Origin of the sequence: Saccharothrix sp. S26 (assembly GCF_021390395.1) — a bacterium.
Taxonomy (GTDB): Bacteria; Actinomycetota; Actinomycetes; order Mycobacteriales; family Pseudonocardiaceae; genus Actinosynnema.
In genome coordinates, this window is the sequence record NZ_JAJUWT010000012.1 from 140,950 (window position 1) to 165,367 (window position 24,418).

Annotated in this window: 18 protein-coding genes; 12 read left to right on the top strand and 6 right to left on the bottom strand. The window is 73.7% G+C overall.

The window, feature by feature from the left end:
• Positions 1–42 precede the first annotated feature (42 nt).
• Positions 43–1,695, bottom strand: coding sequence for a cellulose binding domain-containing protein (locus LZG04_RS20795; protein ID WP_233819418.1), 1,653 nt, complete (start codon positions 1,693–1,695; stop codon positions 43–45).
• 140 nt (positions 1,696–1,835) lie between these two features.
• Between LZG04_RS20795 and LZG04_RS20800 the strand changes: the two genes are divergently transcribed.
• The 4 genes from LZG04_RS20800 (at position 1,836) to LZG04_RS20815 (ending at position 6,664) form a co-directional block, all read left to right on the top strand.
• Positions 1,836–2,720, top strand: coding sequence for a sigma-70 family RNA polymerase sigma factor (locus LZG04_RS20800; RefSeq protein ID WP_233819419.1), 885 nt, complete (start codon positions 1,836–1,838; stop codon positions 2,718–2,720).
• Between the two features lie 105 nt (positions 2,721–2,825).
• Positions 2,826–4,199 carry a glycosyl hydrolase family 18 protein gene (locus LZG04_RS20805; RefSeq protein WP_233819420.1) on the top strand — a complete coding sequence of 458 codons (1,374 nt, stop codon included), beginning with the start codon at positions 2,826–2,828 and terminating at the stop codon, positions 4,197–4,199.
• Positions 4,200–4,279: 80 nt separating this feature from the next.
• Entirely contained in the window at positions 4,280–5,224 is a 945-nt protein-coding gene (locus tag LZG04_RS20810) for a DNA polymerase domain-containing protein (protein ID WP_233819421.1), read from the top strand.
• Between the two features lie 141 nt (positions 5,225–5,365).
• Entirely contained in the window at positions 5,366–6,664 is a 1,299-nt protein-coding gene (locus LZG04_RS20815; RefSeq protein WP_233819422.1) for a M28 family peptidase, read from the top strand.
• 105 nt (positions 6,665–6,769) lie between these two features.
• Here the strand turns inward: LZG04_RS20815 and LZG04_RS20820 are convergent, their stop codons facing one another.
• On the bottom strand, positions 6,770–8,380 hold the full coding sequence (locus LZG04_RS20820) for a transcriptional regulator (protein ID WP_233819423.1): 1,611 nt from the start codon (positions 8,378–8,380) through the stop codon (positions 6,770–6,772).
• A 202-nt stretch (positions 8,381–8,582) separates the two neighbouring features.
• Between LZG04_RS20820 and LZG04_RS20825 the strand changes: the two genes are divergently transcribed.
• The 5 genes from LZG04_RS20825 (at position 8,583) to LZG04_RS20845 (ending at position 13,158) form a co-directional block, all read left to right on the top strand.
• Positions 8,583–8,954 (top strand): hypothetical protein, encoded by a 372-nt coding sequence (locus tag LZG04_RS20825; protein WP_233819425.1) that lies wholly within the window; start codon positions 8,583–8,585, stop codon positions 8,952–8,954.
• Positions 8,955–9,049: 95 nt separating this feature from the next.
• Entirely contained in the window at positions 9,050–9,595 is a 546-nt protein-coding gene (locus LZG04_RS20830; RefSeq protein ID WP_233819426.1) for a PadR family transcriptional regulator, read from the top strand.
• Positions 9,592–11,607, top strand: a complete 2,016-nt coding sequence (locus LZG04_RS20835) for an NADPH-dependent 2,4-dienoyl-CoA reductase (protein ID WP_233819427.1) — start codon at positions 9,592–9,594, stop codon at positions 11,605–11,607. Before LZG04_RS20830 ends, LZG04_RS20835 begins: the two co-directional genes overlap by 4 nt.
• Before the next feature lie 13 nt (positions 11,608–11,620).
• Positions 11,621–12,007, top strand: coding sequence for a nuclear transport factor 2 family protein (locus tag LZG04_RS20840; protein ID WP_233819428.1), 387 nt, complete (start codon positions 11,621–11,623; stop codon positions 12,005–12,007).
• Between the two features lie 548 nt (positions 12,008–12,555).
• Positions 12,556–13,158: an HD domain-containing protein gene (locus tag LZG04_RS20845; protein ID WP_233819429.1), complete on the top strand. Its 603-nt coding sequence runs from the start codon at positions 12,556–12,558 to the stop codon at positions 13,156–13,158.
• Between the two features lie 21 nt (positions 13,159–13,179).
• Here the strand turns inward: LZG04_RS20845 and LZG04_RS20850 are convergent, their stop codons facing one another.
• Entirely contained in the window at positions 13,180–16,380 is a 3,201-nt protein-coding gene (locus LZG04_RS20850) for a S8 family serine peptidase (RefSeq protein ID WP_233819430.1), read from the bottom strand.
• A 343-nt stretch (positions 16,381–16,723) separates the two neighbouring features.
• Here LZG04_RS20850 and LZG04_RS20855 point away from each other — a divergent pair, with 343 nt between their 5' ends.
• Positions 16,724–17,860, top strand: a complete 1,137-nt coding sequence (locus LZG04_RS20855) for a hypothetical protein (RefSeq protein ID WP_233819431.1) — start codon at positions 16,724–16,726, stop codon at positions 17,858–17,860.
• Here the strand turns inward: LZG04_RS20855 and LZG04_RS20860 are convergent, their stop codons facing one another.
• Positions 17,861–18,556 carry a response regulator gene (locus LZG04_RS20860; RefSeq protein WP_233819432.1) on the bottom strand — a complete coding sequence of 232 codons (696 nt, stop codon included), beginning with the start codon at positions 18,554–18,556 and terminating at the stop codon, positions 17,861–17,863. It abuts the gene before it with no gap.
• Positions 18,553–21,090 (bottom strand): DUF4118 domain-containing protein, encoded by a 2,538-nt coding sequence (locus LZG04_RS20865; RefSeq protein WP_308199208.1) that lies wholly within the window; start codon positions 21,088–21,090, stop codon positions 18,553–18,555. The genes LZG04_RS20860 and LZG04_RS20865 overlap by 4 nt, the downstream gene beginning before the upstream one ends.
• 178 nt (positions 21,091–21,268) lie before the next feature.
• Here LZG04_RS20865 and LZG04_RS20870 point away from each other — a divergent pair, with 178 nt between their 5' ends.
• On the top strand, positions 21,269–22,960 hold the full coding sequence (locus LZG04_RS20870) for a PHP domain-containing protein (RefSeq protein WP_233819434.1): 1,692 nt from the start codon (positions 21,269–21,271) through the stop codon (positions 22,958–22,960).
• Positions 22,960–23,496, top strand: coding sequence for a hypothetical protein (locus LZG04_RS20875; protein WP_233819435.1), 537 nt, complete (start codon positions 22,960–22,962; stop codon positions 23,494–23,496). Before LZG04_RS20870 ends, LZG04_RS20875 begins: the two co-directional genes overlap by 1 nt.
• Before the next feature lie 450 nt (positions 23,497–23,946).
• Here LZG04_RS20875 and LZG04_RS20880 read toward each other — a convergent pair whose 3' ends face one another.
• Complete coding sequence (locus tag LZG04_RS20880; protein WP_233819436.1) at positions 23,947–24,378, bottom strand: DUF6010 family protein; 432 nt, start codon at positions 24,376–24,378, stop codon at positions 23,947–23,949.
• Between the last annotated feature and the right edge of the window lie 40 nt (positions 24,379–24,418).

The following is a 24,418-nucleotide window of genomic DNA, read 5'->3' on the forward strand; positions in this document are numbered from 1 at the left end:
CACCGCGCCGACCGCGCGCACCCGGTTTTCGGCTCACCGGGATCAGGGCGTGACCGCGATGTTCGTCAGCCCGACCACCGCCCGCGTCACGGTGTTCGACGCGTGCACCACGTTCAGCACCCCGGGGCACTTGGACGTCGAGGTGACCCGGATCGCGTACTGGCCGACGCCGCCGAGGTCGGAGCGGTTGTCCCGCCACACGGTGCCGCAGCCGTTGGCGAACGACGGCGTGGTGGCCGGGTTGTGCGTCTCGTAGCCGTTGGCGAACACGCCGGGCGGGGCGAACGTGCCGGTGTTGCCCTCGATCAGGTACCCGACGCCCTTCACGTCGACCCACGAGTCCGCCGAGTTCTGCCCGGAGATCCCGGTCCCGTCGAAGGTGTTGCCGCGGATCACGCCGTCGAAGGTGCCCTCCTTGACGTCGACGTGCTCGGCGGTGACGCCCGGCCCGATGCGGTTGCCCACCACCAGCACCCGGTCGCTGCGGTCCACCCCGCCGGAGTTGCCGTGGCACGCCCAGTTCGAGCTCGCCGACCCGAGGTAGACCGCCTCGCCGTACCCCGGCTGCGCCAACCCGGTGTGGCTGATCGCGGAGTCGCGCAGCACGCCGTCGGCCGACGAGCGCCGGAAGTGCACGGCCTCCTCGTCCACGTGGTGCACCCGCACGCGGTCGATCACGGTGTGGTGCGAGTTGTCCGCGACGATGCCCTTCTTCGACTCCCGCACGGTGAACCCGACCAGGTTCCAGTGCGGCGCGTCGTGCAGCCACAACCCGTAGCCGGGGTCCCAGCCGGGCGTCGGCGTCGGGCAGGCCGGCCCGGAGCCCGACGGGCCGTCGTTGACCAGCACCGCGTCCGCCGGACCCGTGAGCGTGACGGGAGCGGAGGCGGTACCCGGCCGGGTGATCACGAACGACCCCCGGTACACGCCGGCGGCCATCCGGATGGTCTGCCCCGGCACGGCCGCGGCCAGGGCGGATCCCAGTTGCGCCGCGGTGGACACGTCCACGACGGACCCGCCCGCGGCGGTCGTGGCGGTGACCTCGGCGCTGGGGCCGGAGACGTTGCCCGCCGCGTCACGCGCCCGCACGGCGAAGGCGTGCGCGGCGCCCGGCAGCAGGCCGGTCACGGTCGCGGCGGTGGCGGTGCTCGACGCGACCACCGTCGTGCCGCGCAGCACCTGGTACTCGGTGACGCCGACGTCGTCGGTCGACGCGCCCCACGCCAACGACACCGAACCCGCCGTCACCCCGTTCACCCGCAGGCCGGCGGGCACGGTCGGGGCGGACGTGTCCGGCGCGGGAGCACCGCCCTCGCACGGCACGCCGCCGACCGTGCAGCCGGTCGGCAGGCCGACACCGGCGACGGTGAACCCGAAGCTCGCCGTGCCACCCGGCCGGACGCGGCCGTTGAACCCCGCGTTCGCGAACCGGTGCCGCTGCCCGTCCCGGGTGAGCACCGAGTTCCACGCGTTGCTCACCGACGTCCCCGGCGGCAGGTCGAACTCCACCACCCAGCCGGTGCTGTCCGCGTCACCGGTGTTGGTCAGCACGATCTGCCCGCCGTACCCGGTGCTCCACACCGACGACTGGCTGAACGCGGCCGACCACACCGCTCCCGCGGCCCGTGCCGGGCCCACGAGCACCGCGACCAGGCAGGCGACCGACAGGCCCGCCGCCACCAGACGCTTGACCATGCGCTCTCCTCGGTCTCCGGCGGCGGCCGTGACTCGCTCCCCCTGGCTACCACGTCGGCGGCGGCGAAGTCGAGGGTGTCGACGTGTCACCTTTCGGTCTCCCGGTGCGTCCACCGGGTAGGTGACCGGGAAGGGGACCGATGCACGACGAGTTGGCGGACCGGTTCGAGGGGCACCGCGCGCACCTGCGCGCGGTCGCGCACCGGATGCTGGGCTCGCTGCCCGAGGCCGAGGACGCCGTGCAGGAGACCTGGCTGCGGCTGTGCCGGGTCGACGTCGACGAGGTCGACAACCTCGCCGCCTGGCTGCGCACCGTCCTGTCGCGGGTGTGCCTGGACGTGCTGCGCCGCCGCCGCGCCCGACCCGAGGACACCGTCGACCACCTGCCCGACGCGCCGGCCGACGACGACCCCGAGACCGAAGCGCTGCTGGCCGACTCGATCGGTCGGGCGCTGCTGGTCGTCCTGGACACCCTGACCCCCGCCGAACGGATCGCGTTCGTCCTGCACGACGCGTTCGCCGTGCCGTTCGACCGGATCGCGCCGATCGTCGGCCGCGGCACCGCCACCACCAAGAAGCTCGCCAGCCGCGCCCGCCGCAAGGTCCGCGGCACGACCGACCTCCCGGAGGCCGAGCTGGCACGGCAGCGGCACGTGGTGGAGGCGTTCCTGGCCGCCGCGCGGGCGGGCGACTTCGACGCGCTGCTCACCGTGCTGGACCCCGACGTGGTCCGCCGGGCCGACCCCGCCGCGCTGCCGGCCGGCGCGCCCACCGAGGTCCGCGGCGCGCACGCCGTGGCCGCCGAGACCGTCCTGCTCACCGCGAACGCCCGCCACGCCGAACCGGCCCTCGTGGACGGACGCGTCGGCATCGTCGTGGCGCCGCGCGGACGGCTCCGGTTCGTCCTCACCGTCACCGTCCGGCACGACCGGATCGCCGCGTACGAGGTCGTCGCGGATCCCTCCCGGCTGCGCCGGCTCACCCTCGCCCACTTTTATCGTGACTTGAATCAAGTACGCCAGTAAGGTCGGCCGCGGCTGCCAGTCCCCTGCCGAGCACCCGCGCGCACCCGCCGCCGCGCGTCCGGGAGCGACGCCACGGGCACCCGTTCCCTGCGAAAGGAACACCTCATGCACCACCTCGCACGATCACGGTGGGGCGCGGCGGGCCTCGCCCTCGCCACGGCCGCGGCCGGCCTCGCGGTGGCCGTCGCCACCGCTCCGGCGGCACAGGCCACCGTCCTGCCCAACGGCTTCAAGAGCGTCGGCTACCTGCCCTCCTGGGCGGGCAGCGTCAACGCCGTGCAGTACACCAAGCTCACCCACATCAACTACGCGTTCGCCCTGCCCAACGCCAACGGCACCCTCCAGGCCATCCCCGACCCGGGCAAGCTGTCGTCCCTGGTCACCCTGGCGCACAACAACGGCGTGCGCGTCTCGCTGGCCATCGGCGGCTGGAACGACGGCAACGACTCGGCGTTCGAGGCCCTGGCCGCCGGCTCCGGCAGCCGCACCACGTTCGTGAACAGCGTCGTCAACGTGGTCAACCAGTACAACCTCGACGGTGTCGACATCGACTGGGAGTACCCGGACCCCGGCGCGTCGGCGAACAACTTCACCGCCCTCATGGGACAGCTCAGCACCGCCATGCACAGCCGGGGCAAGCTCCTCACCGCCGCCGTCGTGTCCGGCGGCGGCACCGCGGAAGGCGTCCAGACCGCCGTGTTCGGCCAGGTCGACTGGCTCAACATCATGGCCTACGACGGCGGCACCCCGCACGCCAACTACGACTGGTCCATCGGCTCGGTGAACTACTGGAAGTCGCGCGGACTGCCCGCCGCCAAGGCCGTGCTCGGCGTGCCGTTCTACAGCCGGCCCACCTACTACACCTACGCGCAACTGGTCGCCCTGGACCCGGCCAACGCCAACCGCGACTGCGTCACCGTCAGCGGCGTGCAGCAGTGCTACAACGGCGTCCCCACCATCAAGCGCAAGACCCAGTGGGCCCTGGCCAACGCGGGCGGCGTGATGAACTGGGAGCTGTCGCAGGACACCAGCGGCAGCACCTCCCTGGTCAGCGCCATCTACGACACCATCATGGGCGGCACCACCCCGCCCGGTCGCACCGGACCCATCACCGGCATCGCGGGCAAGTGCGTCGACGTGGCCGGCGCGTCCTCGGCCAACGGCACCGCGATCCAGCTGTGGACGTGCAACGGCACGACCGCGCAGAGCTGGACCGTCGCGGGTGACGGCTCGCTGCGCGCCCTGGGCAAGTGCCTGGACGTGGCGAGCGCCGGCACCGCCAACGGCACCGTCGTCCAGCTGTGGGACTGCAACGGCACCGGCGCGCAGCGGTGGCAGGCCGCCGCCGACGGCACGCTGCGCAACCCCGCCTCGGGCCGCTGCCTCGACGCCACCGGTCCCAGCTCGGCCGACGGCACCCGGCTTCAGCTCTGGGACTGCTTCGCGGGCTCCAACCAGGTGTGGCGACTGCCCGCCTGAGCCACCGGCACGGCCCGCTCCCCCGTGGCGCGGGCCGTGCCCGGCTTGCCCGCGGCACGGTCAACCGCAAGGGTGGTGCGATGGGTGAAGAGCGTGACGGCGTGGCGCTGACCAACCTCGACCAGCCGCTGTTCGACGGCGCCGAGGCGACCAAGGGCGACCTCGTCGACTACCTCGACGCGGTGGCGGACCGGATCATCCCCGGCCTGACCGGGCGGCCGTTGTCGGTGGTGCGGGTGCGTCCGGGCCAGGAGCCGTTCACGCAGAAGAACCTGCCTAAGTACACGCCGCCGTGGGTGCGGTCGGTGTCGCTGTGGGCGGAGACGTCCAAGCGCGAGATCCGGTACGCGTTGTGCGAGGACCGCCGCACGCTGCTGTGGTTCGCCAACCAGCGCGCGGTGGAGTACCACGTGACGCTCGCGCCCGCCGACGCGTTCGACCGGCCCACCCACCTGGTGCTCGACCTCGACCCACCCGAGGGCTCCGGGTTCGACGTGGTGGTGGCGGCGGCTAAGCTGGTGCGGCGGGCGTTGGCCGAAGACGGGCTGACGGGCGTGGTGAAGACCAGCGGGTCCAAGGGCGTGCACGTGTTCGTGCCCGTGTCCGGTGCGGACCACGACGTGGCCGCCGCGACCCGGGCGCTGGCCGCGCGGGCCGAACGGCTCGACCCGGCGCTCGCGACCACGGCGTTCATCAAGGACGACCGGGGCGGACGGGTGTTCCTCGACTCGACGCGGGCCTACGGCGCGACCGTGGCCGCCGCGTACAGCCCCCGCATCCGGCCCGGGGCCACCGTGTCGTTCCCGGTCGCGTGGGACGACCTCGACTCCGTGACGCCCGCCGACTTCACCGTGAAGACCGCCGCCGCCCTGCTCGGCGACGACGACCCGTGGCACTCGCGGATGCCCGCACCGCAGGAGATGCCCGACGACCTGGTCGCCGAGGGGCACACGATCCCGGTCGCCCGCGTCCAGGCCATGCACGAGGGGAAGCGGCGGGCACGCGCCCAGCGCGCCCAGCCGTGACTTTCGGTCTGCACTGAAGTCATCAAAGGTTCAGCGATAGGCGACCTGCGTCCGAACGCGCCACGACGAAAGTCGCTACCGCGGTGGTGTCCCAGCCCGCACGCTCGTGCGTGGCTTTCCCTACACCCTGCGGAGGCAGCCATGTCCTTGCGAAGGACGATCCCCGCGGCGAGCGCCCTGGTGCTCGCCGCGGCCCTGTTGAGCCCACCGGTCGCGACCGCGGCCCCGGTGGGCGCGGTGGCCGTGCCGGACATCCCGGTGGCCAACGTGCAGGCCCACCTGAACGACCTGCAGACCATCGCCACCAACAACGGCGGCAACCGGGCGCACGGCAGGCCCGGCTACCTGGCGTCGGTCAACCACCTGAAGGCCAAGCTCGACGCGGCCGGGTACCAGACGTCCGTGCAGCAGTTCACCAGCAGCGGCGCGACCGGCTACAACCTCATCGCGGACTGGCCGGGCGGCGACCCGAACGACGTGCTGATGCTCGGCGGCCACCTCGACAGCGTCAGCGCCGGTCCCGGCATCAACGACAACGGCTCCGGCTCGGCGGGCCTGCTGGAGATCGCGCTGACCGTGTCCCGGCAGGCGTTCGCGCCGCGCAGGCACATCCGGTTCGGCTGGTGGGGCGCGGAGGAGCTGGGTCTGGTCGGCTCGACCTACTACGTGAACAACCTGCCCACGACCGAGCGGTCGAGGATCAAGGCGTACCTGAACTTCGACATGATCGGCTCGCCGAACCCCGGCTACTTCGTCTACAGCGCCTCCGGTCAGCCGACCGGGTCGTTGCAGTTGCAGGAGACGTTGCAGGCGGGCTTCAGCGTGCCGACCGAGCTGACCTCGGTGGGCGGCCGGTCCGACCACGCGGCGTTCGCGCGGGCGGGCATCCCGGTCGGCGGCACGTTCACCGGCGCGGAGACCACCAAGACCTCGGCGCAGGCGCAGAAGTGGGGCGGCACGGCGAGCGTCGCCTTCGACCGCTGCTACCACCGCTCGTGCGACACGACCGCCAACATCGACGTCACCGCGTTGGACCGCAACAGCGACGCCATCGCCTACGCCCTGTGGACGTTGGCGGGCACGGGCGACAACCCGCCCGGGCCGCGGTTCGAGAACCTCACCGACGTCACCATCCCCGACCTGAGCACGGTCGAGAGCCCGATCACCGTGTCCGGCGTGGCGGGCAACGCGCCGGCGGCGCTGGCCGTGGGCGTGGACATCACCCACACCTACCGGGGCGACCTGGTGATCGACCTGGTCGCGCCGGACGGTTCGGCGTACCGGGTGAAGACCTCCAGCAACGACAGCGCGAACGACGTCGTGACGACGTACACGGTGAACGCGTCGTCCGAGGTCGCCAACGGCACGTGGAAGCTGCGCGTGCAGGACGTCGCGTCCGCCGACACCGGCCGGATCAACGGCTGGTCGTTGCAGTTCTGACCGTCGGGCCCACGGCCGGGCGGCGGCGGCGCACCCTGCACCCCGCCGCCGCCCGGCACGCCCGACCACGCGGCTCGGGGCCGCGCTCACGGACAGCCGTGCGCCTCAGCGCTGCCCGCGCCAGACCCCGCAGCAGTGCCCCGACACCTCGGAGCGGTACTCCGGCCACGTCGACGCCGGTGACCGCCCGGGCAGCGCCACCACCCGCCCGCGCTCACGGGTGCTCCGGCGGTGGGGCCAGGACGAGCCGGTCGCCAGGTCGTGGTCGACCAACGCGCCCGTGCCGGACGCCCGCAGCTCGGCGGCCAGCACGCTCAACGGCAGGCACGGGCGGGTGCACGCGTGCCCCGCCGCGATGCCCAGCGCCAGCGGGAACCCGCCGCACAACCCCACCAGCTCCTCGACCGCGCCCGGCTCCTCCCCCACCCGGACCGCCCCCAACCGCTCGGCCAGGATCGCGTGCGCCTCCGCGCCGGACAGCACGTCCAGCGGCACGTGCGCCGCGCCGTGGCCGACGATCAACCCCGGCAGGCTGTCGCGGCTGGTCACGACCACCGCGCACGACCTGCCGCCGGGCAGCAGCGGGGTGACCTGGGCGGTGTCGACGGCGTTGTCCAGGACCAGCAGCATCCGCCTGCCCGCGACCAGGCTGCGGAACAACGCCGCCCGGGCGTGCGGGTCGGTCGGCCGGCGGTCGACGCCCAGCGCGTCGAGGAAGCCCCGCACCGCCACCGCCGGGTCCATCGGCACGCCGTCGGCACCGAGGTCCACGAACAACTGGCCGTCGGGGAACCGGTCGAGCAGCCGGTGCGCCCAGTGCAGCGCCAGCCACGTCTTGCCGATGCCCGCCGCGCCGACGACGGCCGCGATGCCGACCGTGGCGGCCGTGCTCACCGCGTCGAGGCGGTCCAGCTCGGCCCGTCGACCGACGAACGGCACGGGCGCGGCCGGCAGTTGGCGGGGCACCACCGCGGCGGCGCGCACGGGTGTCGCCGCCAGGGCCGGGTCGGCGGCCAGCACCTGTCGGTGCAGCTCGCGCAGCGGCACGCCGGGCTCGGTGCCCAGCTCCTCGACCAGCCGCGTGCGCACCCGCCGGTAGTGCGCCAGGGCGTCGGGCGTCCGCCCGGCCCGGTGCAGGGCCAGCAGGTACTGGCCCGCCACCCGTTCGTCCAACGGGTGGCGGGCGGCGCGCGCGGACAGCTCGGCCACCAGCTCCGCGCCCTCGCCGACGCGCAGCCGGGCGTCCACCAGGTCGTGCTCGGCGGCCGACCGCTCCTGCCCCAACCGGTCGCGCACGGCCTGCACCCAGTCGCCCGCCAGGCCCGTCAGCGCCTCGCCGCGCCACCACGCCAACGCCTCCGTCAACGCCCGGACGTCGTCACCACCGGCACGGGCGCACAGCTCGCGGAACCGGTGCAGGTCCACCACCACGTCGGCGACCAGGGCGTAACCGCCCGACCGGCGCACGATCACCGGCCCGCCCGCGCCCGCCAGCGCCCGCCGCAGCCGCGAGATGTAGCTGTGCAGCGTGGCCCGCGCCCGCCGGGCGACGTCCGGGCCCCAGACCCGCTCGACCAGCCGGTCCACCGGCACCGCCCGGCCCACGTCGACCGCCAGCGCGACCAGCACGCACCGCTGCCTGGGCGCGCCCAGGTCCACCGGCCGCCCGTCGACCTCGGCGGCCACCTCCCCCAGCAGACGCACCACGACCGCCACGTCCCTCACCCCCGTGTGCCGAGACCTCTCCCCGACACCAGGGATAGCGCCTGCACCAGCGCCGTGCAGGAACTCTGCAAGAGGTTCACACCATGGGTGCGCCATCGTGAGCCCCGGCGCGACGACCACCACGTTCGGCAACACCCGCGGTCGGGCGCACCGGTCCCCGCCGGACCAGACACCATCGAACAAGGCGGTAGTGATGAACAAGGCAAAGTCCGTGATCGCCATCGGCGCGACGCTGTTGGGCTGCGTGACCTCCGCAGGCGTCGCCGGCGCCGACCCCAGTCCGATGTCCGACCCGCGGGCCCCGCTGCCCGCCGCCACCTGCTCCGATTACGGCTCCGTGATCGTCACCGCCGACAAGCTGAAGGTGCGGGCGGGCAAGGGCACGAACTACGACGTCCTCAAGACCGTGAGCAAGAACGACAAGCTGTCCTGCTACCCGGTGGAGACCGGCGGGAAGTACACCGCCTGCGGGCTCACCAACGCCAACGGCTGGATCCCGATCGACTTCCGCGGCGACATCGGCTGGGACGGCTACGTGGCCAGCGCCTGCGTCAAGGACGCCTGACCGGGAGGGCTCCTGGCGGCCGGTGCGCCGCGCTGCCAGGAGCCACCTATGCAACTTGTTGCACTGCACGCCGTTGCACAGCTACGGTCACCGCCATGGCGTTGGAGCACGCGATCCTCGTGTCGCTGGACGAGCGCTCGGGCTCGGGCTACGAGTTGGCCCGGCGGTTCGAGAAGTCCATCGGCTTCTTCTGGGCCGCCACCCACCAGCAGATCTACCGCACGCTCAAGCGCATGGTGGAGCTGGGCTGGGTGACGGGCCACGAGGTCGCCCAGGACGGCCGGCCGGACAAGAAGGTGTACGAGGTGGCCGACGCCGGCCGCGCGGAGCTGGCCCGGTGGCTGGCCTCGCCCGGCGAGCCGGAGACCATCCGGCACGACCTGTCGGTGAAGGTCCGCGGCGCGTCGCTGGGCGACCCGGCGGCGTTGGTCGACGAGGTCGCCCGCCACCGCGACCTGCACGCCGAACGCCTCGACGTCTACCTCGCCGTCGAGAAGAAGGACTTCCCGGACCCGTCGGCGCTGTCGGGCCGGCGGCTGCACCAGCACCTGGTCCTGCGCGGCGGCATCCGGGCCGAGCGCGCGCTGGTCGAGTGGTGCGACGAGGTGCTGGTCGCGCTGCGGGAGGACGACCGGCGATGAGCGCCTACCCCACCCTGCTCCAGCCGCTGGACCTGGGCTTCACGACCCTGCGCAACCGGGTGCTCATGGGCTCCATGCACACCGGCATGGAGGACCGCGCCAAGGACTTCGACGCGCTGGCCTCCTACTTCGCCGAACGGGCGCGCGGCGGCGTCGGCCTCATCGTCACCGGCGGGTTCGCGCCCAACCGGACGGGCTGGCTCTACCCGTTCTCGTCCAAGCTCACCACGCGCGGCGAAGCGCGCGACCACCGCGTCGTCACCCAGGCCGTGCACGAGCACGGCGGCAAGATCGCCCTCCAACTGCTGCACGCCGGCCGGTACGCCTACCACCCGTTCAGCGTGTCCGCCTCCGCGCTCAAGGCCCCGATCAGCAAGTTCCGGCCCCGCGCGCTGTCGGACCGGGGCGTGCGGGCGCAGATCGACGCGTTCGCCCGCGCCACCGCGCTCGCCCGCGAGGCCGGGTACGACGGGGTCGAGATCATGGGCTCCGAGGGTTACTTCATCAACCAGTTCCTCGCGCCCCGCACGAACAAGCGCACCGACCGCTGGGGCGGTAGCCCGGCGAACCGGCGGCGGCTCGCGGTCGAGGTCGTGCGCCGCTGCCGCGAGGCGGCCGGTCCGGACTTCGTCCTGGTCTACCGGCTGTCGATGATCGACCTGGTGGAGGACGGGCAGACCTGGGACGAGGTGGTGGCGCTCGGCCAGGAGGTCGAGGCGGCCGGCGCGACGATCATCAACACCGGCATCGGCTGGCACGAGGCACGCGTGCCGACCATCGTCACGTCCGTGCCGCGGGCGGCGTTCACGAACGTCACCGCGAAGCTGCGCCCGCACGTCGGCATCCCGGTGGTCGCCTCGAACCGGATCAACATGCCGGAGGTCGCCGAGGAGGTGCTGGCGCGCGGTGACGCGGACATGGTGTCGATGGCGCGCCCGTTCCTGGCCGACCCGGAGTGGGTGCGCAAGGCGGAGACCGGTCGCGCCGACGAGATCAACACCTGCGTCGCGTGCAACCAGGCGTGCCTGGACCACACGTTCTCGCTGAAGAAGGCGTCCTGCATGGTCAACCCGCGCGCCGGCAACGAGACCACGCTGACCCTGCTGCCGACCCGTCGCGCCAAGAGGGTGGCGGTGGTCGGCGCGGGCCCGGCGGGGCTCGCCGCGGCCACCGCGCTGGCCGAACGCGGGCACCGGGTGGAGCTGTTCGAGGCCGACGACGACATCGGCGGCCAGTTCGCCATCGCCCGCCGCATCCCCGGCAAGGAGGAGTTCGCCGAGACGATCCGCTACTACCGGCGGCGCGTCGAGCTGACCGGCGTTGCGCTCCACCTCGGCGTCCGGGTCACCGCCGACGACGTGGTCGGCTTCGACGAGGTCGTGATCGCCACCGGCGTCACGCCCCGCGTGCCCGCGATCCCCGGCGTGGAGCGCGCGCTGTCCTATGTGGACGTCGTCCGGCACGGCGCGCCGGTCGGCGACCGGGTCGCGGTGATCGGCGCGGGCGGGATCGGGGTCGACGTCACCGAGTTCCTGACCCACGCCTCCTCCCCCGCCCTGGACGTGGCCGAGTGGCGTGCCGAGTGGGGCGTCACCGACCCGGAGCACGCGCCCGGTGGCGTCACCGCGCCCAGGCCCGCCCGGCCCGCGCGCCAGGTGTACCTGTTGCAGCGCAAGGCGTCCCGGATCGGCAAGGGCCTGGGCAAGACCACCGGCTGGGTGCACCGGGCGGCGCTCGCGGCCAAGGGCGTCGAGCAGCTCACCGGCGTGAACTACGAGCGCATCGACGACGCGGGGCTGCACATCACGTTCGGGCCGAAGCGGGAACGGCCGCGGGTGCTCGCCGTCGACACCGTCGTGGTGTGCGCCGGCCAGGAATCCGTGCGCGACCTCGTGGACGCGCTCACCGGGCGCGGCGTCGTCACGCACGTGATCGGCGGCGCGGACGTCGCCGCCGAGCTCGACGCCAAACGCGCCATCGACCAGGGCACGCGGCTCGCGGCCACGATCTGACCAGGAGGAGCGGATGAACGCGGCACTGCGGTTCAAGGCGGCCGTCGAGGCGGGCGACATCGTCGGCGCGACGCGGTTCTTCAGCGACGACATCACCTTCCACAGCCCGGTGAAGTTCCGGCCGTTCGAGGGCATCGACACCGTGCGCGCCCTGTTCAACGTGCTCCAGCGGACGTTCGAGGACTTCCGGTACGTCGGCCAGTACGACGGGCCCGACGGCCACGTGCTGCGCTTCCGCACGGTCGTCGCCGGCAAGCGGGTCGAGGGCATCGACCTGATCGAGCTGGACGCCGAGGGCCGGATCGGCACGTTCACCGTGATGATCCGGCCCCAGTCCGCGCTGACCGCGGTCGGCGAGGCGATCTGGGCGGGCCTGGTCGCCGACGGCGTCGTGTCGTAGTCCGCGGCGGACCGGCCGTACTCGCCGAACGTCGGGCTGACCCACGCCGACGCCGTAGCGGCACACGCCCGCATCGGCGGCTCCGTGGTGCGGCGCGATGAACGGCGCGGAGACCACCGTCCCGGTGTGGTAGTACTCCGTCGACCGGTAGCCGCCCTCACCCGTCCCGGCCGGTCGAAGCGAACGCGGGTGCCGACCCCCACCGGTTCCGGGTCCGGGTCGTCGTCGCCGCGCCAGGCGAACGAGTCGAGGATGCACAGGCAGCCGGGCTCGGTCGGGGTGAACGCGTGGCGCCACTCGGTCGTGCCCTTGGCCTGGTGCCACGTGCGGCCGTCGTCGGTGGTGTCCTCGACCCGGCTGATCGGGGTCGTCGACGAGCCGCGCACGGTGCCGGTGACCAGGAACGGGACGCCCACCGCGGCCCGCGGGTCGCGCGACGGCAGGTCGATGCGGCTGCTGCGCCACAGCCGGACTCGCTCGCGCCCGGCGGTCCGCTACGCGTCGCTTCGGCGTCGCACGGGTGTTCGCGCTCGCCTAGGCTCGCCTCCGTGGACTTCATCTTCACCCGGCCCGACTCGAAGGCCGCGGCCGCCGCGCTGGAGGTGGCCCACGAGTACGCCGAGCCCTGGCTGCTGAACCACTCGCTGCGCGCCTACTCCTGGGCCGTCGCCTACGCGTCCGACGCGGACATCGCCCACGACGGCGAGCTGCTCTACGTCGCCGCGCTGCTGCACGACCTCGCCCTCACCCCGCCGTTCGACAGCCACGCGCTGCCGTTCGAGGAGGCGGGCGGGCACCTGGCGTGGGTGTTCGCGGCCGGCGCCGGGTGGGGACGCGTGCGACGCGACCGGTTGGCGGAGGTCATCGTGCTGCACATGCGCGACGACGTGCCCGCCGACGACGACCCGGAGAGCCACCTGTTGCAGGTCGCGGTGAGCGCCGACGTGTCCGGGCGCGGGGTGGACCGGTTCTCCGAGCAGGTCACCGACGCCGTGCTGACCCGCTACCCGCGGCTCGGGTTCGCCGACGCGTTCCTGCCGCGCGCCGAGGACCAGGCCCGGCGCAAGCCGCGCTGCGCCGCCGCCGCGCTCATGCGCGACGGCTGGGCGCAGCGCATCACGGGCAACCCGCTGGACGCGCCCGGCCGGTGACCGGGCGCGTCCGGAGGCCGATCACCGCAGGCCGTAGGCCCGGATGATCGTCTGGTCGACCGCGTTGCCCGCCGCGTCACGCGCCTGGGCCCTGAGCGAGACGTACTTCGCGCCGGCCGGGTGCACGACCGCCGCCAGCCACCGCTCGCCCACCTTCACCAGCGGCGCGGGCCGCCACGACGCGCCGTCGTCGAACGAGACCTGCACGGCGGGCTTGGCCACGCCCCGGACGTCGGTGACGCCGTTGCGCTGCACGTACACCGGGATGGTGAACGGCCGCCCGGTCGCCGCCCGGTTGCCGGCGTCCAACGACGGCGCGAACCGCACCGCGAGCAGCGGCAGCGCCGCCGGGTCCGTGCCCGCCACGTGCTCCGAGGTGAACGACCAGTCGGCCACCACGCGGGTGGACAGCTCGGCCACGCCGGACCGCTGCGCCTCGGTGTGCACCTGGTAGACGCCCTTGCCCGAGGGCACCACGCCCGACACGTACCCGTCGTAGGACGACTCCGCGAGCACCGCGCCGTCCCGGCTCAGCATCGTCCTCGCCGCCGTGACCTCGGAGTACCCGTAGTGGTTCGGGTCCTGGTCGGTGAACAGCGGCACGGACACCGCGACCTCGTCGCCGAGCCGCCCGGCCCAGTCGTACGCGCGGGTCATGGTCGGGAACGCGGGCCCGAAGACGGCCGCGTTCCACTTCTCCGACGCGGGTCGGCCCGACGTGAACCGGCGCGGCCGCGCGGTCGACTGCGACGCCTGCGGCGGGAACGCGCGCGGTCCGGGCATCTGGAGGAAGTCGCCGTACCAGTCGACGCCCGGCGTGTAGTACTCGGTGATCTCCTGAGGCAGCGGGCCGCCCGCCATCTGGTCGCGGAACCCGACCGTGCCCGACCCGGCCGAGGCGACCACCGACCTCACCTTCACCAGGTCACGGCGGAGGAACGCGCGGTCGAGCCGCTCGGGCACCGCGCCGTCGTGCCGCCAGGACACCGAGTACTGGTACGGGCTGCCGACGTAGTTCCCCGTGCCGTCGGGCCTGGCCAGGCGCCCGGCCACCTCGAAGCTCGCCGCGCCGGGCGCGGAGGTCTTCGACGGCACGAACAGCACGTCGCCCGGGCGGAAACCGATGAAGCCCGAGCCGGTCTCACCCCACGACGCCGTCCGGCTGAAGTACACCTCGGTGTGGCCGACCTCCGCGCCCGGCTCGTCCACCGACAACGCGATCGGCTTGCCCGCGCGGGCGTCGAACACGAACTCGGCGGGACCGGTGACCGTGGCGCTGGGCTCCAGCACCTGGGTCAACTGCCGGGTGGCGCTGGTCTGGATGAACGAGTCGGCGTAGTAGGTGCCCTTGGGCATGCGGGCGACGACCGTGCCGGACGGGTCGTGGTCGACGTAGGCCTTGCGGTGGTCCATGTCGACGAACCGGAAGAAGTACTCCGGGGTGGGCGCGCCGGTGTGGTCGAGGAACGTGAGCTTCACGTCGTAGCTCTCCACCTCCTTGGTCAGGCCCACCGGCGTGCGCAGCGGCGTGGCCGCGCCGGTGGCGACCACCGCGCCGCTGTATCGGCCGTCCGGGCTGTCCAGCGCGGTGTCCACCGTGACGACGAGGGCGGCTTCACCACCCGCGGGCACGGTGAGCGAGGTCGGCGAGAACGCGACCATGCCGGCGGGCGCGGGGTTGCCGGCCGGGTCGCGCAGGTCGGCGGCCGGGGTCAGGGTCACCGGGTCGGCGCCGGTGTTGCGGTAGACGATCTTCCGCTGGATCGGCTGGTCGTCGTGGTGCGGCCACAGCGCCACGCCCAGGCTCAGCGACGCGGGTTCGGCCGCCAGCGACTGCGTGACGGCCGCGGCCACGTCCACCCGGCCCGCGCCCTGCTCGTACGCGGTCGAGTCGGGGTTGGGCTTCGCGCTCGCCATCAGCGCGCCCTTGAGCTGCGCGGCCGTCCAGTCGGGGTGTTGGGCGGCGAGGATCGCGGCGGCGCCGGCCACGTGCGGCGCGCTCATCGACGTGCCGGACAGCGCCACGTGCCCATCACCGGCCGGGGTGCCGATGCGGCCGTTCTTCGCCTTGGCCGCCACGACGTCCACGCCCGGCGCGGTGATGTCCGGCTTGAGCGCGTCGTCGTACCAGCGCGGCCCCCGCGAGGAGAACTCCGCGAGCCGGTCGGACCGGTCCACCGCGCCGACCGTGAGCGCCAGGTCGGCCGCGCCGGGGCTGCCGATCGTCTGGTCGGACGGACCGCTGTTGCCCGCCGAGACGACGAACAACGCACCGCTGGTGGTGGTGAGCCGGTTGACGGCCAGCGACATCGGGTCGGTGCCGTCGGTGCGCAGGGAGCTGCCCAGGCTCATGTTGACCACGTCGGCGCCCGCCGCCACGGCCCACTCCATGCCCGCGATGATGTCGGACTCGTAGCCGCCGCCCTGGTCGCCGAGCACCTTGCCGTTGAGCAGCGTGCTGTCCGGCGCGACGCCCTGGTACCGGCCGGAGCCGGTGATGGTGGCGGCGACGTGCGTGCCGTGGCCGACCCGGTCGTCGGTGTCGGGGCTCGCGGTGAAGTTGCGCGACTCCACGACCGCGCCCGCGAGGTCGGGGTGCGTCACGTCCACGCCGGTGTCCAGGACCGCGACCTTCGCGCCCCCGCCGGTGTGCCCGGCCCACCACGCCGCCGGCGCGCCGACCTGCGGGACACTGCGGTCCAGGGTGGCCCGCACCGGACCGTCCAGCCACACCTCCGCCACGCCCGCGGCCCGCGCGCCGGCCCAGAACGAGCCGTCCTTGGCCGCCTCGACCGCGTACCCGCCGATGCTGGGCAGCGGCTCACCGGCCACCACCGGACCGGTCGACGTCACGATCAGCGGCGTGACGCGGGTCGACCGGTCGTCGTACCCGGCCCGGATCAGGCCCGTGACGTCGAACAGCCGCTCGTCCACCCGACCGGACCGCACGTCGGCCAGCACGTCGGTGGGCAGCACGTGCAGGTCGCCGTGCTCGTCAACCCGCTGCACGAACCGCACGTCGGCACGCCCGGCCCCGGGCCGCACCCGGGCACGGTTCCCGTGCACGGTGACGACGTCACCGGTGACCAACGTGACCGTGCCCGCGGGCTGCACGCCGGCCGGTCGCGCCGGCGTCCGCTCCGGCCCGGCCGCGGCCGGTACCGCCGCGGCGACCATCACCACCACCGCGACCAGCCCGGATGCCTTGGTTCTGCGGGACATGCGCACTCCCCCTCACCGTGGCGGCACCGGTGGCCGCCACTGCACTCTGTGACTAAGACACCTCGGAGAGCCACCACGTTGCTTCGGGGCAGCGCATCCATGGACCCGACACCCACTTGGCCCAGCCGCCGCGTGGCCGTCATCGCGACCATTCGGAGTCGCCAGGCCGCGGATCAGTCACGCGGCGTCGACCACACCGCCGGTCAACCGGACGGGTCCTGACCGGGACGCTCCGGGCGCCCTCACCGGCTCCCGCTGATTCCACTGTCCGGCCGACGCCGGGGCCGGCGTGCCGCGACTACGGTCGAAATCGATTCAGCGGACATCTCGCAATGGAGCGACCATGCCCAAGTTACGCACGCCCGCGGCCGTCGTCGCGCTGGCCGTGGCCCTGCCCCTGGTGACCGCGCCCGCCGCGCAGGCGGTCGTCCTGGTCACCGCGCTCCCCGGCCTGGCCGGTTACCCCGGCCACCACGCGAGCGCGGTCAACGACCTCGGCCAGATCGTCGGCTCCACCTCCGGCAACGGCGCGGCGCACACGGTGCTCTGGTCACCCGGCGGCACGGCCACCGACCTCGGCCTCGGCCGGCCGTCGGCGCTCAACCAGCTGGGCCAGGTGCTGATCGAGCAGCCCGACAGCGCCACGGGCCCGTACGTCCAGCGGCCGCGGATCTGGCACGCCGGGACGGTCACCGACATCACGCCCAGCGGCTCGGGTTGGGTCAGCGCGACCGCCATCAACGCCAGGGGCTCGGTGCCGATGACGTTCTCCTCGTCGCCGTACGGCTACCACCAGGAGAACGCGGTGGTGTGGCAGGACGGCCGGCACCAGTCCCTGCCGTTGAGCGGACCTCACCTGGGGCTGACCGCGATCAACGACGCGGGCGTGGTCGCCGGCAACAAGCTGCCCATGTTCAGCGGGGACAGGTACGCGTTCCGCTGCGAGACCCCCTCGAAGTGCGAACCGCTCGCCGCCGCCCCCGGCACGGGCATGTACTCCGTCAGGGGGATCAACGAGGCCGGTGTGGTCGTCGGCAACCGCGACACCCTGGCGTTGCGCTGGGAGGGGTCGGGCGTGACGGTGCTCAGCACGTCCGGGGGCGTGACGTACGGCCCGCAGGCGCTCAACGAGCGCGGTGACACCGTCGGCTGGACCACGGAGTTCGACGGCACCCGCAAGGCCGTGCTCTGGCGTGGCGGCGGCGGGCCGGTCGACCTGGGCGTGCCCGGCCCGTCCGAGGCGGTGGCGGTCAACGAGCGCGGCGATGTGATCGGCTGGACGAGGGCCGGCGACGCCGCCGAGCCCCGCGCGTTCCTGTGGCGCGACGGGACGGTGACCTACCTGCGTTCCCTGGGCGGCGCGCGCAGCCTGCCGACCGCGTTGAACGACCGGGGCACGATCGTCGGCGAGAGCACCACCGCCGACGGCACGGTCAAGGCCGTCAAGTGGAACCTGATCACCGCGCGGCACCGACCCTGATCAGGGTTGGAAGCGGTAGCCCCGGCCCGGTTCGGTGAGCAGGTGCCGCGGGTGGGCCGGGTCCGGCTCCAGCTTGCGCCGCAACTGGACGAGGTACACGCGCAGGTAGTGGGTGGCCGACGCGTAGGTCGGCCCCCACACCTGCGTGAGCAGCCGTTGCGGGCTGAGCACCTCGCCGCCGGCCCGCACCAGGGCCTCCAGCAGGCCCCACTCGGTCGGCGTGAGGTGCACCTCGACCCCGTCCCGGTGGATCTTCTTCGCGGTCAGGTCGACGGTGAACGACGCGGCGCGCACCGGCGGCTCGGCGACCTCGGCGGGCCGGCGGGTGGACCGCCGCACGGCCGCCCGCAGCCGGGCCAGGAACTCGTCCACGCCGAACGGCTTGGTGACGTAGTCGTCCGCGCCCGCGTCCAGCGCGCGGACCTTGTCCGCCGAGTCCAGCCGCGCCGACAGCACGACGATCGGCGCGGTCGTGACGCGGCGCAGGCCCGTGATCACGTCGACGCCGTCGAGGTCGGGCAGGCCGAGGTCGAGCACGACCACGTCGGGCCCCTGGTCGGCGGCGCGCAACGCCGCCGCGCCGTCCGACGCGGTGAGCACCCGGTAGCCGTGGGCGTTGAGGCAGATCCGCAACGCGCGCACGACCTGCGGGTCGTCGTCCACCACCAGCACCGTGGTCGTGCCGTCGTCGGTCATGCCGTCGTCACCGCGGCGATCGGCATCGAGATCACGATGGTCAGCCCTCCGCCGGGCGTGTCCTCCGCGGTGATGGCGCCGCCCATCGCGTCCACGAACCCCTTCGCCACGCTCAGCCCCAGGCCGACGCCCGGTGTGGCGTCACGGTCGCCGAGGCGTTGGAACGGCGCGAACACCGCGCTCGCCGTGTTCTTCGGCAGCCCTTGCCCGTGGTCGACCACCCGCAGCTCGACCCGGTCGCCGTAGGCGCTGGCCCGCACCGCGATCTCCGGCTCGTCGGCCTGGATGCGGCCGTCGCCGTCCACGTCGACCAGGCGGCGCGGGGTGAGCCTGCCGTGCCGCAACGCGTTGTCGACCACGTTGGCCACCACGCGTTCCAGCAGGCCGATGTCGGCCAGCACGGGCGGCAGGTGCTCGGCCACGTCAACGGACACCGTGCCGCGTTCGTCGATGCCGGCCAGAGCGCGCGCCACCACCTCGTCGTAGGTCACCGCGCGCAGTTGCGGCACGACCGCGCCGGTGGCCAGCCGTGACGAGTCGAGCAGGTTGTCGATCAGACCGGTCAGCCGGTCCGCGGACACCTCGACGGTCTCCAGCAGTTCGGCGGTGTCCTGCTCGGACAGCCTCAGGTCCGCGTCGCGCAGGCTGCCGACCGCCGCCTTGATCGACGTCAGCGGCGTGCGCAGGTCGTGCCCCACCGCGGACAGCAACGCGGTGCGCAGCTCCGTGGTCTCCGCGCGGCGCTGCGCCTCGGCGGTCTCGGCCGCCATCCGCTGCTGCCGCAACGCCATCAGCGCCTGACCGGCCGCCGCCTCCAACGCCCGTTGGTCGGCCGCAGGGAGCGTGCGGCCGCGCAACGCCAGGTGCACGTCCGCCGTCACGGGCACGTCCACGTCCGCGTCGTCCGGCTCGGCGCACGGCAGGGGCCCGACGCACGCCACCCGTTCCCACTCGCCGTCACGCCGCTCCAGCAGCGCCACCGACTCCAGCCCGAAGTTCTCCCGCACCTTCTCCAGCAGCCGGGCCAGCGGGAACGGGCTGGTCAGCACGGTGCGCGCGTAGGAGGCGAGCAACGCGGCCTCGGTGCGGGCCCGCGCGCCCTGCTCGGCCAGCCGGGCGGCCCGGTCCACCACCACCGCGACCACCATCGCCACCACCACCATCGCGACCAGCGTCACGACGTTCGCCGGGGTGGCCACGGCCAGGCTGTAGTAGGGCGGGGTGAAGAAGAAGTTCAGCAGCCCCGCGCCCAGGAACGCCGCCAGCAGCGCCGGACCGTGCCCGCCGACCAGCGCGACGGCCACCGCGGCCAGGAAGAACCCGACCAGGTCGGTCGACGTCGACAGCCCGTCGGGCCACACCAGCCCGATCACCGTCACCACCGCCGGCAGCAGCACGGCCAGCGCCCACCCGAGCAACGCCCGGTCGCGCGAGTGCACGGGCCCGCTCCACCGCCGCGGACCGCGGCGCGCCTCGTCGTGGGTGACCATGTGCACGTCGATCGGCCCGGACGCCTGGATGGTGGCCGCCCCGATGCCCTCGTCGAACACCCGGGCCAGCCGCGACCGGCGGGACGTGCCGAGCACGAGCTGGGTGGCGTTCACGCCGCGGGCGAAGTCGAGCAACGCGGTCGGCACGTCGTCGCCGACCACGGTGTGGAACGTCGCGCCGACGTCCTCGGTGACCCGCCGCAGCCCGGTCACGGGCTGCGGCGACACGCCGGTCAGCCCGTCGCCGCGCAGGATGTGCACGACCATCAGCTCCGCGCCCGCGCGGGCCGCGATGCGCCGGCCGCGGCGGATCAGCGTCTCGCTCTCCGGGCCGCCGCTGATCGCCACCACGACCCGTTCCCTGGTCTCCCAGGTGTCGGTGATGCGCTGCTCCGAGCGGTAGCGCTGCAACGCCACGTCGACCTGGTCGGCCAGCCACAGCAGGGCCAGCTCGCGCAACGCGGTCAGGTTGCCGACCCGGAAGTAGTTGCCCAGCGCCGCGTCGATCTTGTGCGCGGCGTAGACGTTGCCGTGCGCGAGGCGACGGCGCAGCGCCTCGGGCGTGAGGTCGACCAGCTCGACCTGCTCGGCCCGCCGCACCACCTCGTCGGGCACGGTCTCGCGCTGCCGCACCCCGGTGATGCGCAAGACCACGTCGTTGAGCGACTCCAGGTGCTGCACGTTGACCGTGGACAGCACGTCGACGCCCGCGTCCAGCAGCTCCTCGACGTCCTGCCACCGCTTGGCGTTGCGCGAGCCGGCCGCGTTGGTGTGCGCGAGCTCGTCCACCACGGCCACCTCGGGCGCGCGCGCCAGCAGGCCGTCGAGGTCCAGCTCGGCGTCGAACCGGCGGGGCAGCTGCTCCAGGCCGTCCAGCAGCGCCGCGGTGTTCTCGCGGCCGTGCGTCTCCACCAGGCCGACCACGACGTCCGTGCCCCGGGCCTTGCGCCGGTGGGCCTCGCCGAGCATGGCGAACGTCTTGCCGACACCCGGCGCCGCGCCGAGGTAGATCCTCAGCTCGCCGCGCTTGCGCTTGCCTTCCACGGGCCTCAGTGTGCTCGCGCCCGCCCGGCCGCGCGGGCGACCCCCGGACCTTTACGCGGTCTTGACGGCCGCCCACGCCGAACTGTTCACCGGGAGTTCGACTCGGCGCACCACCCGGCGCGGGGCCGCGAACCCATACTTCGGCCTGCCGCCGTTCTGGTCATGATCGGAGTACCGCATGTCGCACCACCACCACGACCACACCCACGAGCACGCCCACGAGGAGGTGGAGGGCAGCTGGCGCGACGCGCAGGACGACCGGCCGCTCTCGGTGGCGCGACGCCGGTTCCTGGCCGGCCTGGGCGCGGCCGGCGTGGCCACCACGCTCGGCGCGCTGCCCGCCCACGCGCACGGCGACCGGCCCGGCACCCCGGTGAACCCCTGGGGTGGACGCGCGCGCTGGTTCGCGGGCGACCACCACATCCACACCAAGTACTCCTCCGACGGCCAGTACGAGGTGGCCCAGCAGGTCGCCAAGGCCCGCGAGCACGGGCTGGACTGGGTCGTCATCACCGACCACGGCGGCGTGGCGCACGAGAAGTTCTCCATCGGCCAGGTCGCGCCGGACATCGAGCAGGCGCGCAAGGCGCACCGCGACGTGCTGGTCTACCAGGGTCTGGAGTGGAACATCCCGGGCGCCGAGCACGCCACGGTGTTCCTGCCGCCCGGCCGGTCCACCGTGGACATCCTGCGCGCGTTCGAGGCGGCCTACGACGGCGGGGTCCTGTCCACGCCGGTGGCCGGCGGCGGCAAGGGCCTGATCACCCGCTCCACCTCCGCCGACGGCGAGCCGTACGCGCTGGCCGCCCTGCGGTTCCTGGAGGCCCAGGTGCTGTCCGGCCGCACGGAGATCGCGCTGATGTTCGCCAACCACCCGTCGCGGCGCGGTGTGGACAGCCCGCACGAGTTCCGCGGCTGGCGCGACGCGGCGCCCGGCGTGGCGGTCGGCATGGAGGGCGCGCCCGGTCACCAGGCGGCGGGCATCCCGGCCGCGAACGGCGGCCGCGGCGCCGCCCGCGGGCTCTACGACGCCTCGCCGAACCAGGACAGCTTCCCGGGCTTCGCGCCGACCGCGACGGAGAACCCGTACCGCACCTACGGCGGCTTCGACTGGATGACCGCCAAGGTCGGCGGCCTGTGGGACTCGTTGCTGGCCGAGGGCAGGCCGTGGTGGGTCACCGCCACGTCCGACGCGCACCGCGTGCACCTGGACACCCACAAGCCCGGCGCTGGCGACCACAACACGACCGGCAGCAAGGGCGCGCCCATCGACACCGGCGTGCCGCAGGTCGAGGGCGACTACTGGCCCGGTTTCTACAGCTCCACCCTGGTCGGCGCGGACTCCAAGTCCTACATGGACGTGATGCGCGGCATGCAGGGCGGCAAGGTCGTCGCGGTGCACGGGCGGCTCGTCGACGGGCTGCACCTGCGGGTGCGCTCGCTCGGCGAGGGCGACAACCGGGGTGTCACGATCGGCGGCCGCACGTTCGTCCGGCGCGGGCACGACGTCGAGGTGGCGATCGAGGTCGACCTGGCGCGTGGCGCGAACTTCGCGGGCGTGGTGCCGCGGCCGGCGAAGGTGGATTTGATCGCGGGCCGCGTCACCGGTCCGGCGGTCGACCGCGACGCGTTCGCCGCTCCCGGCACGAAGGTGGTGAAGTCGTTCGAGGTCGCCCGGACCGCGCGCGGCACGGTCCGGTTCACGCACACGTTCCGCCGCGTGGAAGAGGCGTTCTACCTGCGGCTGCGCGGTTCGGACGGCAACCGGCTGACCTCGGACGGCCACCCGGTGATGGACGTGATCGGTGACGCCGACCCGTGGTCGGACCTGTGGTTCTACGCGAACCCGGTGTTCGTGGACGTGATCTGATGACCTGGCTCGGCGCCGTGCCCGCCCTGCCCGGCGAGCACGGCGCGGCGCACGTCGACTCGCTGCTGCTGGCGGCGTTCGACGGGGTGGCCGCGGACTTCGTGTGCACGCACGTCGACCGGGTCGGGCCGGTCGCCGTCACCACCGTGTCGGCCCGCGTGGACGGCGAGGTGGACCTGGCCCGGTTGGCGCGCGCGTTGGGCGGGCCGGTGGCGCTGCTGGACGATTCCGACACGCCCGAGGCGCGCGCTGCCCGGGCGGGCCGCGACCTGGCCGACGGGCGGTGCGTCCGGTTCCCCGGTCAGTCCGCGCTCACCGGCACGCACACGGCGGCCGAGGTGGTGGCGGTGTCCGCGATCGACCGGGTGGTCGGCATCGGTGTCGCCGTGACGCCGACCGACCGGGTCGAGACACTGGGCTTCGTGCGGCCCGTGTGCCGGGACGGCGAAGTGCTGCTACTGGTGGAGCCCGCCGTCGGCGGCGTGCTGCGGCCGGCGGAGGCGGAGAGCCCGCACCAGTGCTGCGGGGGTCATTGATCGCGGGCACGGTCGACCCCCGGCGCGATCACCGGTGTTCGCCCACCTGCCGGTGAGCGCGGGACGGACGCGCTGCGTGGTGCGCAAGCTGGTGGTCGCGCTGGTGATCGACCGGCGGCTGTGGCGCCTGGGCAGCGGTGCGGACCTGATCAGGAACGGGGGGACCGGCCTGTGCGCGGCCGCGATCGGCGGCATCCTCAAAGGCCGCCCGTGCGAACCCGGACGACCCCGGGGAGCTGTGGTGGCGGGAAGGCAGCGGCGGGTCGCGGGTGTTCGTGAACCACGAGTTCGACACCTGCCTGACCTACGACGGGCACGAGCGCAGCCCTCGCCCGCAGGCGTGCGACGTCTCGGACCCCGACCAGCGCTGGTACGTCAACGAGCAGTAGCGCGACCGCCGGGTCGTCGTCGCCACGGGGTCGGCCCGTGACGACGTCGAGCTTCCCGGCCCTACCGGTCGGCGGCTTGGCGCCGGCGGAGGCGCAGAGCCCGCACCAGTGCTGCGGGGGTCGTTGACCGGAAGCCGGGACCGCCCGCGAACGCCCACAGGGCGATCACCGGGTCGCAGATCGCGCAGCCCAGCGACGAGTGCTCGGCGAACGGCACGATCGGGTTGCCGTGCAGGTGGTGCGCCACGTCCGCGGCCGTGTGCACGAGCCACGCGATGCCGATCCACGTCCACGAGGTCAGCCCGCGGTAGGCGCAGCAGGTGATCACGGCGGTGATGGCGAACTCCCACGGACCCAGCCCGCCGCCGCTGAGGTAGGCCGCGCCGGCGCCACCGACCATGACCGCGTTGAACGGTCGGCGGTGCCGGTCGGGGATGAAGGAGTTCACGAGCACGTACAGCACGCCGATGAGCAGTGCCGAGACCACGACCATGGTTTGGCGGTCCTTGTCGTCGCAGGAGATCAGGTCGTCC